The organism is Vibrio ulleungensis (genome assembly GCF_016900875.1).
GTDB classification, from domain to species: Bacteria; Pseudomonadota; Gammaproteobacteria; order Enterobacterales; family Vibrionaceae; genus Vibrio; species Vibrio ulleungensis.
The window spans coordinates 656,830-669,372 of record NZ_JAFEUM010000001.1 but is presented as its reverse complement, the minus strand read 5'-3'; the positions used below and the strand labels follow the sequence as shown (position 1 = coordinate 669,372).

General features: G+C 45.3%; 6 protein-coding genes. 2 read left to right on the top strand and 4 right to left on the bottom strand.

All coding sequences use genetic code 11. The features are described 5' to 3' along the window. Positions 1 to 16: 16 nt before the first annotated feature. The gene (locus JQC93_RS03105) at positions 17 to 1,042 is read right to left on the bottom strand and encodes a LacI family DNA-binding transcriptional regulator (protein ID WP_205156990.1); all 1,026 of its coding nucleotides are present in this window, start codon (positions 1,040 to 1,042) and stop codon (positions 17 to 19) included. 196 nt (positions 1,043 to 1,238) lie between these two features. Here JQC93_RS03105 and JQC93_RS03100 point away from each other — a divergent pair, with 196 nt between their 5' ends. Next, positions 1,239 to 2,438, top strand: a complete 1,200-nt coding sequence (locus JQC93_RS03100) for an enolase C-terminal domain-like protein (protein WP_205156989.1) — start codon at positions 1,239 to 1,241, stop codon at positions 2,436 to 2,438. Between the two features lie 64 nt (positions 2,439 to 2,502). On the opposite strand, the gene JQC93_RS03095 is transcribed toward JQC93_RS03100, so the two are convergent. Further along, a complete protein-coding gene (locus JQC93_RS03095; RefSeq protein ID WP_205156988.1) occupies positions 2,503 to 5,016 on the bottom strand; it encodes an EAL domain-containing protein in 2,514 nt (837 codons plus the stop codon). A 494-nt stretch (positions 5,017 to 5,510) separates the two neighbouring features. On the opposite strand from JQC93_RS03095, the gene JQC93_RS03090 reads away from it, so the two are divergent. Further along, entirely contained in the window at positions 5,511 to 7,874 is a 2,364-nt protein-coding gene (locus tag JQC93_RS03090; protein WP_205156987.1) for a glycoside hydrolase family 2 protein, read from the top strand. A gap of 100 nt (positions 7,875 to 7,974) precedes the next feature. Here JQC93_RS03090 and JQC93_RS03085 read toward each other — a convergent pair whose 3' ends face one another. Together JQC93_RS03085 and JQC93_RS03080 are read right to left on the bottom strand one after the other, a co-directional pair. Next, positions 7,975 to 11,133 carry an efflux RND transporter permease subunit gene (locus JQC93_RS03085; RefSeq protein ID WP_205156986.1) on the bottom strand — a complete coding sequence of 1,053 codons (3,159 nt, stop codon included), beginning with the start codon at positions 11,131 to 11,133 and terminating at the stop codon, positions 7,975 to 7,977. Beyond that, positions 11,133 to 12,275 (bottom strand): efflux RND transporter periplasmic adaptor subunit, encoded by a 1,143-nt coding sequence (locus JQC93_RS03080; RefSeq protein WP_236009255.1) that lies wholly within the window; start codon positions 12,273 to 12,275, stop codon positions 11,133 to 11,135. Before JQC93_RS03080 ends, JQC93_RS03085 begins: the two co-directional genes overlap by 1 nt. Between the last annotated feature and the right edge of the window lie 268 nt (positions 12,276 to 12,543).

Genomic DNA, 12,543 nt, shown 5'->3' with positions numbered 1-12,543 from the left:
TCGAGATTGACTGCCACTAAGTTGCGAGTAGCTCCATGAATTCATAAGGAATCACGACTTGTTTTACACCTGATGACGATCCAGTTGCCGACTCAATCGCCAGCTGGGCAAGCGTCTCTCCTGCCCGATTAAAATCCTGATAGTAGCAAGCAATAGGAATATCCAGCATCTCCAAAAGACTTGGCGTTGCGGTCGAACAGCACACCAGCAGATCCTGACCAATAGTTCGGTTGTTAGATACCGCAATTTTTTTAATTTGATGCACTAAATGCGGAGATATGGTGATGATGGCATCGCACTCTTGGACCACTTTCTGTAAACGAGTCCGAGTAGCGCTATCATTGCTAACATCCACTTTAATCAACTTAAACAAGGCTTTGTTGGATGATTGGACAGTTTGTTGAGCGTCTTCAAAGCCTCTCAGCTGATGCATGTAATGCAAGTAAGACTCTTGCGATACAACAAAGGCGATGTTGGTTCTGCCTTGAGTCACTAGACGTTTGACGGCATCAAACACAAAGGCGTAGTTATCAAAATCAAAGCAATGCATTGACGAAGCCTCATCAGCGAGACCAAAGGCTACTGTAGGTATCTGACCCTCTTGCAAACGTGCGATCCTACCATCATCCAGTTCGAGCTGCGTGATCACGAAGGCATCTGGGTTAAACGTCGTTAAATAGGCGTCTAACACCTTGTCTCTTTCTGACGCCGAGGTGTATGGCAACAGTTTCATGTTGTAGCTATTGGCTAAACATCGACTTGAAAATGCAGCAATCAAGTCGTATTGTGCTGCGCCCATCGTTGCTGAACTGCCTTGGCGATCGAAAGGTAACATGATGGCAATATCGTAGCTCTTTCCCGTTCGCAATGCCTTACCCGCAAGACTCGGTTGATAGCCCAACTCTTTGGCTGCCGCCATAACCACATCAATGGTCTTCTGTTTGACGATATCTGGAGATGAGAACACACGGCCCACTGTTGCGGGTGACACCCCTGTTGCGCGCGCTATATCTTTGATCGTTATGTTTTTATTTACGGCCATATCTATGTCGTGAGATCACAATTATTGAAGGACAATTGATCCTATTGATTGACGCCAATATAGCACAGCGCTATCTTTATCACACCAATGAGAACGTTATCATTTAGACCGCAACCATCAATCGATGGTTTTTCTTAAACTCAAAATGATATCGTTCTCATAACTCCTTTATACTTTAACTTTATAAGGCACCACAATGAAACCAACCTTAATCACTGACATCGAAGTTATTCTCACGCGCCCAAAAGATCACAACCTTATCGCGGTTAAAGTTCATACCGACCAAGGCGTGTACGGATTAGGATGTGCTACCTTTCAACAACGTCCGTTAGCAGTAAAGAACGTAATCGAAGAGTACCTAAAACCGCTACTGATTGGTCGCGATGCCAGTAACATAAATGACCTGTGGAATATGATGATGGTCAACGCATACTGGAGAAATGGCCCTGTATTGAATAACGCCGTGAGCGGCATCGATATGGCGCTGTGGGACATTAAAGGAAAACTTGCGGGCATGCCTCTCTACCAACTACTCGGTGGCAAAGCCAAAGACGCTATCGATGTCTACTATCATGCAGATGGCGCGACGCCCGAAGAAGTAGAAAAAAATGTACGTGCTTTGATGGACAAAGGTTTCAGACATATCCGTTGCCAAATGGGACTGTACGGTGGAAAAGCAGCCATCCCCCACATCAACAAGTCACAAACGCCGGGTGCGTACTACGACCAAAAAGCCTATATGCGCAGTGTGGTCGAACTGTTTACCCATTTACGCAGTAAGCTAGGATACGAAGTAGAGTTGCTGCATGATATTCACGAGCGTTTAACCCCAAACCAAGCACTGCAATTGGTCAAAGACCTCGAACAATTTAAACCATACTTCATCGAAGATCCGCTTCCACCGCATCAAACGGAATGGTTAGAGATGATCAGGCACCAAACCTCAACCCCAATTGCCATCGGCGAACTGTTTAATAACCCTATGGAGTGGCGACAAATCGTCGAGAAGCGTCAACTCGATTTTATGCGAGTACATATCAGCCAAATAGGCGGGATCACGCCGGCAATAAAATTGGCTCACTTATGTGAAAATTATGGAGTTCGAATGGCTTGGCATGGCCCGCAAGATATGACCCCAATAGGTCATAGCGTTAACTTACATCTCAATATTGCACTATCCAATTCTGCCATTCAGGAATGGGATGGACCCAATGACAATATTCGCAAAGCCTTTCCTGGTGTCATTGAGGCCGATAATGGTTACTTGTATCCAACCGATCTTCCGGGTATTGGTGTTGACTTAGATGTTGAATTTGCAAAAACATTTGACTTGGACTGGGGCGTGCAAGAATGGACTCAATCTCGCACTCCCAATGGCGCAATACACACGCCATAACAAGTTGTACTTAGGCTTTATTCTCTTTGGTGAGTAACACTCGGCATTTTACTGTCTTTTAAGATTAGCGATGAAGGTAGGCAACAGTTTGTTTGTCTTCATCGTGACTGTCCTGCAGTCGATGAGAATACTTGGTTTCAAAGTCCAACATAGGGATTGCGCCAGACCAGTGAAAACCTTGCCCCAGTCGCCCACCTAACGCTTTGACCGTCTGTTTCTCGTAGGCATTTTCAATACCTTCAATCACCACATTCGCATTGAACGCGGCGGCTAATCCAATCAGAGATTTTACGATCGTTTGATTGGTAAAATTCTTATCGATGCCGCGGGTAAACATGATATCTACCTTCACTTCATCAATGTCCAATTGACTCAAATACGCCATCGATGAATACCCCGTCCCAAAATCATCGATAGAAATAGCAAAACCTAGTTTCTTTATGGCAATCATTTTTGCAATACAATCTTGCGACATTTCCATCTCGCAGGACTCGGTGATCTCTAAAGTAATGCAACCAGCAGGTACGCGATATTTGTCGCGCATGTTTTTTAGGTAGTGGACGAAGTCTTTTTGCTCGATATCCAACGCAGAAATATTCACCGAAAAGCGCATACCTCGCGGCTGCGTCGCAACCCAGGAGAAAACACGTTGGATAACGTACTTAGTCACGCTGTAAATCAAACCGCTTTGTTCCGCAATAGGGATAAACTCGGCGGGAGATACGGATCCTAACTTGGGATGGTTCCAACGAATTAACGCTTCGCCTCCAACCACAAGGTTGCTGTTTAAATCTACTTGCGGTTGAATAAATACATCCAGCTCATTGGCCGCAATTGCCACCTTCAAATCGTGCAGCAGTTCAATGTGTTTTTGCACGTTGTTGGCCATGGTTTGGTTGTAAGACAACCATCTTTTGTCGGCCTTCTTGGCCTCCAAAACCGCCATATAAGCCTTTTGATGAAGATGCGGCAATTCATCCCAGTTATTATCAATTCGAGCCGTAGCAGCGCGAATATAGAGATCAGAGAGAAAGCAACTGTTATCAATCTCGTTATGCCAAATTTTGAGTAACGCTTGTACTTGCATTTCGATTGGTTCTTCGTCGGTAACGTATATAAGCGTTTTATTAGGAGGAATACACACCCCAAAATAACTCTTGTCGAGCGTCACATCGATCTGCCATGGAAGCTGCGAGATCTCCTCAGACATGTTTTCGAGTACCTGTACTGTAGAGCGCGTAACAAGGTCAGTGCCCAAGGTACCAATGATATTGTCTAAGCCCTCTAACTGGATCAACACCATACGAACACTATTGGGTTTTATTCCCGTTTTAACAAATTGTTTGGTGAGTAAAGATTGAATGAAGTTCTGATTGGGCATATCCAAAGTTTGGTCAATTAATCGATGCTGCTTCTCCTTTTTTTCTTGAAATCGCAACCGAACGCCTAAACTTACCGACAATAACAATTGCTCTGCCAACGCACCCAACAAAAAGGCGTGCATAAAAAACACATTTTGAGGCAGAACATTTATGTAAGTAAGGTAACCACCCACCGCACCTAGTGAGATACCTACCCATGACAACAAGTAATAAAATGCAGGTAAATAGCCTTTACGAAGTGCATGAACAGCGCTGCCAATACAGATATACAGCACAATGCCGATCATCGGTACAGTGATGAACATTCGTTGTAAATTGGTAATGTAAAACCCAATTAAAATGAGTGGGATAAACACCCAGTAACTGTGCTTGATGTACCGAGCGAGGCGCGGTCTAAAACGCTTAGTTTCAAGAAAGTGATAGCCAAATTGCAATGCACTCCAGAGTACCAATAAGTGCATAATACCCATATGGTTGGCTAACCAATGGCACACTGCTTCAGGTAAAATGAGGTAACCAAAGCCATACAACGGCGCAAAGTTCAGCAACATAAAGACTTGAAACACCAAGTACCAACCATATTGATGATTATGGCGGTTCAAAGCGAATACGAAACTGTTATAGATAACCAAAGCAATTAATACACAGATCGCTCCTCCCCAAAGGAAGTAGGTCGTTGCCTGATACTCGGTAAAGCTTTTACCGTCCATCATCACAAGCGGCATAATGCCCGGACCATCGGTTTGTTTATAAATAAGTACCGAGGTGGACTCAGAGGAGTCGGCAGTAAAGCGGAAATACATGCCTTTGTAGATGGAGGTTAAAGGTTCTCGGTCATTGATGCCCAGCGACTTACTGGTTTGAAGTTGGCCATCTTTGAATAAAAATACATCGAGGTGCTGCAAAAGGTGGTTTTGGAATACTAAGACTAAGTCTTTAGAGTGACTGAGCTGGTCGGTTTGAATATTCAGTTTGTACCAATAGCCATCGTCGTCAGGTGACACCGATTGTTCATACAAACTGGCGCTAAAAAGATCGCTAAGATACATATCTTGAGCGGTCACATTAGGTGTCCCCACCGCAGTTAACAGTGGATTATTTAACCCCACCTCTGTGAAGGTGTCAGTCACCGTAATGGTTTTGGCCATCACAGTCTGGCTGAGGACAACCAAACACACCAGAATTAACCTAATCATAGCCTGACGTTTTCCTTTTCTAAAACAACAATCAGCTATCTTGCTGATTAACTTACACTTCCTCAGAAGTCTTGTTGCTCCTATCTCATAGAAGTGCGGAAAGTTGTCTCTATACTCATTAAAAAGTATAGGAAAGGCTCTATGTAGGTCAACTAAAGTTATGCATTTAGTGTCATTATTTAGTCGAACTGGAACGCTAGTTTTCGTCTATTTAATCACCGTTTTTTGAAGATTTGTATATGAGCTTGTGCTAATTCTATTGCTAATTGTTTGATTACGTAATCAATTATCTATCTTTGTTACGATGCATTTTCCACCCATTATGTCGTACGACCATGTCTTTCTAGCTAGAAAAAATTTTTGGGGTTCCTCTCAGCGGGTTTTCGATAAAAATCTTGCCTTTTGCGATCATGATCATCAACGATCATTTTATAATGATTTATATTTAAATTATACATTCATATAGAAATCAAACTGATATTGGAAACTGAACTATGACAAGGATTAACGTAGACCTCAGCGGTAAACGCTGGCAAATGGAGCGAATGCGTCCGGAGCAAGGCGTTAAGGAAGGGTTGCATTTACTCCCCGCGGAATATCAAGGCACGCACTTTAGCTGGAACTTCGCCAAGGTACCTGGGGACGTGTATACCGACCTTTATCGTGCCAACGAAATTGACGACCCCTACTTTGGTCGCAATATGCATAGAGCAAAGTGGGCTGCGGACTACGAATGGTGGTACAGCAGGCGTTTTGCACTGCCTAACGAAATGCAAGGCAAACACATTCGCCTTATTTTTGAAGGGGTCGATTACAGCTGTGAGGTCTGGTTAAACGGTCATTACTTGGGCCGTCACGAAGGGATGTTTTCAGAGTTTGAATTTGATATTAGTGAGGTCGCGAGCTTTGCAGATTGGCGCGACGGCTCCAACATGTTGATGGTTAAGCTGGATCCACCACCTAAGAACTATCGTAACTGTGGTGGCAAAAAAGTGAACTTCTCTGGTGATTATTTTTCTGGATTGGTTCCGTTTGGCATTTGGCGCCCTGTTAGAGTCGAAGCTACAGACAAAGTCCGTATTAAAGACATTCGCACTGATGTGAAAGTGTTAGGCGATGCTCAAGCTAAAGTCAGCGCCATCTATACTGTCGTAAACCATTCCAATACCTCACAAGAGGTTATCGTTAATTCATCACTAACAGGAAAAAACTGCAACACTCACACCTTGTATACCGAGCAAAAAACCGTGGTTGCACCGGGTGAAAACCAAGTGGAAATGACACTTGAAGTTGACGACGCAAAACTCTGGTGGCCTTGGGACATGGGCGAGCAAAACTTGTATACGCTTGAAGTACAAGTTTCTCAAGATGGCGCAGAGATGGATCTAACCCAAGAAACCATCGGCCTTAGAGAAGTAGTTATGGATTACAATCCTGGTTACAGCCGAGAAGAGGCAGAGTTTCCTTGGACTTTTTACATTAACGGAAAACGACACTTTTTGCGCTCTGCTTGTTGGGGTGGTCAACCATCTTTCCTTTACGGTCAAAATAGCCTTGCAAAATATGAAGACCGCTTGCAAATGGTCCGAGAAGCCAACATCAACAATTTGCGTATTTTTGGTTGGCACCCGCCAGAAATCCCAGATTTCTACTCCATCTGTGATGAGCTGGGTATCACCGTTTGGACTAATTTCACCTTGGCGACACAAGCCTATCCGAGCGACGAAACCTTTGTAAATGGCGTTCTTCACGAGTGTATTGAAACCGTAAAGCAGCGTCGCAACCACCCCTCTCTCATCTATTGGATGGGCGGTGAGGAAGTGTTTTTCTCTGGCGCACATGAAGAGAGTGGCAACAAAGCGTTGATGGAAGTCATCGGTGAGGCGGTAGCACAATATACCAATACACCTTATGGTCTTGCATCACCACTAAGCTCAGAGTCTGCGCAAAATATGGGGTTCAAAGCTCATGAGTCCATTCACGCCAATGAGCACTATTATCAAGGTGGTGCGGAGTTTATGGAAGAGTATTACCCGTCTTTAGACTGCTGCATTATTCCTGAACTAACGGCAGCATCGGCACCGTCCATCGACAGTCTAAAAAAATTCATTCCAAATGACGAGCTTTGGCCAATGGGGCCAAGTTGGGCCTATCATTGGGCCGACATCGATATTTTAATTAACCTAAACTTTGAAGTGTTTAACGACTACAAAATGGGTTCATTGGAAGAGTTTGTCGAAGCAACCCAAATAGCCCAAGGGACGGTGATTCAGTTTGCACTAGAAACCTATAGACGCCGCAAACCAAAAATGAGCGGTGTTGCGCTATGCCATTTCATCACTCATGTGCCAGACATCAAATGGGGCGTGGTTGATTTCTATGGTGAAAAGAAAGTCAGTTACGACTACTTGAAGCGCACCTATCAACCTTTGCTTCCGAGTCTCGAGTTTTCAAAAAGACGTTGGCAAGCAGGTAAACCGTTTGAAGCCAACCTATGGATTGTCAACGACTACCAACGTGATTACCCTGAACTTTCATTAGAATGGACGGTCCGTTATCAAGATCAAAATACTGAGTGTGAAGGCTCAATCATGGTGGATGTTGATGCCGATTCGGCGTCAAACCTTCAACCAATCAAATGGGTGTTACCAAGTGATGCAAAAGGTGACTTTGAAGTGCAATTAACGCTTAAAGATTCTACCGGTAAAGAAGTGGCCACCAACCACTACACCCTATTGGTAGGCGATCAACAACAAGCGAAGCAGCAAAGTCTCGATTATTTAGCCAAAGCTCAGCAACGCTTAGAAGAGCATGGCCACTGCGTCTATCGCTATTGGCCTGAAATGTGGGAGTCGTGAGTTTGCAACCTAAGCTATTTGTGCATTAACACTTGGCACAATCCCAATAAAAAGAGCCACTTGCTAGTGGCTCTTTTTTCAAACCATATTCATAAACAAGTTAGGCGGCTGAGCTTTCTAGCTCCCCTTGTTCAGTTGTCTCTGCTTGTTTGCTCTTTTTCTTCGACGATTTAAGCCTCGCAAGTTGCTTTTCCAACTGTCTACTTACAAATTGCGGCGACTTAGTGCGAGCACTCAATAAGCGGTACATCATCGGTATAACAAACAGCGACACCAGCGTCGAGAACGCCATACCAAAGAATATAACCGAACCCACTGCCACTCGACTTTCAAAGCCTGCACCGGTCGACATGATGAGTGGCACAGCACCAGCAAGAGTGGTGAACGCAGTCATCATAATTGGACGCAATCGACGTGACGCCGCATTGATGGTCGCTTCTTCAAACGCCTGCCCTTGGTCACGCAGCTGATTCGCAAACTCTACAATCAAGATACCGTTTTTGGTTACCATACCAATAAGCATGATCATCCCAATCTGGCTGTACATGTTCAAGCTCTGGTCAAGCAGCATCATGCCAATGAAGCCACCAAGAATACCCATAGGAACGGTGAACATCACCACCAACGGACTGACAAAGCTTTCAAATTGTGCCGCCAAGATTAGGTACGCAATCAGTAGCGCCAAGCCAAAGATAGCCAAAGTACTCGATTGGTTCTCTTTGTAGTCTTTAGACTCGCCAGAGTAACTAATTGTAATATCGGCAGGAAGCTGTTCTATCGCTTGTTGGTCTAAGAAATCAAGCGCTTGTCCCAAAGTATAACCTTCAGAAACCGTTGCACTTAAGGTCACTACTTTTTGTTTGTTTAGACGGTTAAGACGAGACGCTGACGCAACAATTTGAGTATCTGCAACGGTATCTAGAGTCACAATACCGCCGCTTTCAGTTCGGATATAAATCTGACTCAAATCGGTACTGCTATTAAAGCTGTCTTCACTACCGCGCAAGTAAACATCGTACTCTTGACCACGTTCGACATAGGTGGTGACGCTCGATCCGCCTAAGACGACATTTAGAGTATTGGATAGATCCGAGTAGCTAATCCCTAAATCTGCTGCGCGCTGCTTATCAATCGCAATGATCACTTCAGGGGTGCTTTCATTGTAATCGATGCTTGCGCCTTCCATATACGGACTATCTTCGGCAATGTGTTGCAGGACGTCGCCCCACTCTGCAAGCTCTGTATAGTCAGGGCCTCCTAATACAAATTTCACCGCCTCGTCAGAGCCACCACGACTGCCTGGCATCATTGGGATCGTGCGTACGTCAATGATATCACCAACGGTTTTGCGGATCATCGCTGTGGCTTCTGCCGCGCTAAAATCTCGCTCACTCCAATCCGATAGTGGCATAATTACAAAACCAACATTGTCGCCACTGTTACCACCAAACGCCGGGGATTGAGAGCTGTATGCCGCAATGTAACCTTGGTCCATCAAAACTTGAAGTTTCTCTTCCACTTCCTCAATGTTACCAGCCATACGATTAAAGCTGGTCGATTCTGCGCCGCGGATCATCATAAACACAACGCCGCGATCCTCAGTTGGAAACAGTTGAGACGGCACTTGTGTTGCCACTTGATAACTGCCATACACACAGCCGACAATAATTAACGGCGCTATCCAACGGATCTTCATAGAACCGCGAAGCAGCCAGCGATAACCCGCTTCCAAACGACCAAACGCCGCATTTACCACACGGCTAACCCAGTTTACGGTCTCTTTTTGCTTAAATAGTTTACTGCCCAATACTGGCGCAAGTGTTAATGCCACCAATGAAGAGGCTATCACCGCAGCAGACAATACCACCGCAAACTCGGTGAACATGAGTCCCACTTGGCCATCCATAAAGGTTATTGGTAAAAATACGGAAGCCAAAACAACGGTAGTTGAAATAACCGCAAAGCCCACTTCTCGCGCACCTTTATAAGCAGCAACCAGAGGCGTTTCGCCTTCTTCAATATGGTGGAACATGTTTTCGATAACAACGATGGAATCATCCACCACCAAACCAATGGCGAGGATTAGCGCCATCAGTGTGACTAAGTTAATCGAGTAGCCCATAAAGTAGGCCACTGTAAACGCGGTAATTAGCGAAATTGGTACAGTAACCGCTGGAATTAGGGTTGAACGAGCTTGGCCAATAAAAATGTAGAGAACAAGCACCACCAAACCGCCCGTAATCACTAGCGTGCTGTATACCTCTTCGACTGAGCGTTCAATAAATACTGTTGAGTCATAGTCAACGCGCAATTCACTGCCTTCGGGTAGAAATGGAAGTACCTTTTCGACCTCTTCATGCACTTTTTGTGCAACCTGCAATGGGTTGGCATCCGATTGAACTTCAACACCTAAACCAACTGCTGCCGCCCCATTACTGTTGTAAATCGAGTTTTCATTTTCAGCGCCTTCGTAAACAGTCGCCACATCTTGCAGATAAATCGCCGAACCGTCGTTGGCAGTTTTCACTTTTAGATATTTGAAGTCTTCAACCGCATTATAGGAACGCTCGGTACGTACCGACATGGTCACACTATCGTTACGGATCTCGCCGCCCGGTGCTTCCAAGTTTTCGGCTCGAAGTGCATTCGAAATATCCGTCACACTAACGTTTCTGCCGGCCATCAACTCTGGAATCAACTGCACATACATGACCTTATTGAGCGCACCGTTCACCGATACGGCACTAACGCCGTCAATCAGATCAAATCGGTCCACCAGCACGCGGTCGGCGTAGTCGGTTAGCTGAGTTCGGTCCAAAGTCTCAGAAGTAAAGCTGATGTACATCGAGCCTTGGCCTTGAGAGTTACTTTTAGTAATGATTGGCGTGTCGGCATCTGACGGTAAATGACGCTGTGCCTGAGAAACCGCTTCACGCACATCACTCAATCCTTCGTTGATGTCATGGCTGTAATCAAACGTGACCGTAATGCGCGAGCTGTTGGCGCGAGATGTCGATGAGATTTCATCAATGCCGCTAATACCGGCCAATTGCGACTCTATCTCAGATGTCACCTGTGATTCGATGATGTCGGCAGAAGCACCGCTGTAAGTTGTGCTCACTGAAACAACAGGGTTGTCCATGTCTGGCAGCTCACGTACTGGCAGACTGGTAAAAGAAATATAGCCAAACACGATTAACAACAAGCTAAGTACTATTGCGCCTACGGGACGCTTTACTGAAATATCCGAAATCAGCATTAGCTGTCTCCCTTAGCAGGCATACCTTGCTCAGCGGCGTCTTTTTCTTGAGCGCCACGACTGTCGGAGATCATAGGGCCTTTTGGCGTGTCGTTTTGGTCTGTGATCAAACTGCCATCGCGCAGTTTCACAGTCCCTCTCACTACAATGCGATCGCCAATGTCCAATCCATCAGTCACTACGACTTGCTCGTCATAGCTACTGCCTAGCGATACTTCGGTTCGCATCGCTTTGTTGTCATCACCGACAAGATACACATAACGCTTGCTGCCCGAATATTCTATAGATTGCACTGGAACGATAGGTTCAAAAACAGGCGCAAACTCGAGTCCAACGGTCATTAGCATGCCCGGTTTAAGCTGCGTATCTGAATTAGTAAACTCGATGCGAGCAGTCATGTTTAGGGAGTCTGGGTTTACGCGGGTATCGACAGCTTTTAACGTGCCTGTAAATTCCACACCTGGCCACGCTTGGCTGGTTGCCGTTGCTTTCAAACCGCTTCCAGAAAGTTGCTGCATGTACTTTTCAGGAACTGAAACGTCCACATACATGACAGAAAGATCATCGATGGTCAGCAGCTCTGTCGCCGTCGACACCATTTTACCGCGGCTAAAGTTGATAAACCCTGTGGTACCAGAGAATGGGGCTTTAATATAAAGCTCTTCAAGATCATGCTGAGCACTTGCCAACTTCACTTCGGCGATTTGCACTTTTGCACGCTGTCCTGCAATGGATGTTTGCGTGATCGCTTTTTTCTCAGCGAGGCGCTCATATTCGCCCAGAATTCGCTGCTCTTCCGCCAAAGTCAGTTTTGCTTCTTCAACGTTCATTTCTGCCATGGCGGTATCCAGTACCACCAGCACTTCATTTTCTGCCACTTGTTGGTTATTTTGCACCAATATTTTGTCTACACGTCCGGCGCTTTCTGGGGCAATGACCACCGATTGGCTCGCTTCAAGCTTGCCGACTAAGTTGAGTGTTTGATGTAATTCGTGCTCTGCAACGGTAGTTGTTTCTACTAACGTTGCTTGCGCAGCGCCTGATCTCGCACCGCCAGGGCCACCTGGGCCTGCTGCATACACTGGAAGGGTAAGTAGTTGAGACGCGACGATGAATGCGACCATTCCATAACGTAATTTCATAAGGAACCTTTATGCTCGAAAAGTTGAAAGATGTAATCGGTTACAACGCATCATACAGAACACAATATCGAATAACGTAAAGGTATGTAAAGTTATGAAAATCAATGCTAGTTGGCTGTTAATTTGCGCAATTAGGCGCAATATTAAACAGTTTTTTTTGGGGGCGCGGGTGAGGGTAAAAATATGAACTGTCTTATTAGCGCAGACTGCAGCTGTGACAGCAAAGCTTGCGTATTGATGGCGCGCAATCGATGTCAAAAATGCAAGT

What these genes read in the sequence shown, in the direction of transcription:
- JQC93_RS03105 (WP_205156990.1), bottom strand. Translation starts at nt 1,042, where the DNA reads ATGGCCGTAAATAAAAACATAACGATCAAAGATATAGCGCGCGCAACA.
- JQC93_RS03095 (WP_205156988.1), bottom strand. Translation starts at nt 5,016, where the DNA reads ATGATTAGGTTAATTCTGGTGTGTTTGGTTGTCCTCAGCCAGACTGTG.
- JQC93_RS03080 (WP_236009255.1), bottom strand. Translation starts at nt 12,275, where the DNA reads ATGAAATTACGTTATGGAATGGTCGCATTCATCGTCGCGTCTCAACTA.
- JQC93_RS03100 (WP_205156989.1), top strand. Translation starts at nt 1,239, where the DNA reads ATGAAACCAACCTTAATCACTGACATCGAAGTTATTCTCACGCGCCCA.
- JQC93_RS03085 (WP_205156986.1), bottom strand. Translation starts at nt 11,133, where the DNA reads ATGCTGATTTCGGATATTTCAGTAAAGCGTCCCGTAGGCGCAATAGTA.
- JQC93_RS03090 (WP_205156987.1), top strand. Translation starts at nt 5,511, where the DNA reads ATGACAAGGATTAACGTAGACCTCAGCGGTAAACGCTGGCAAATGGAG.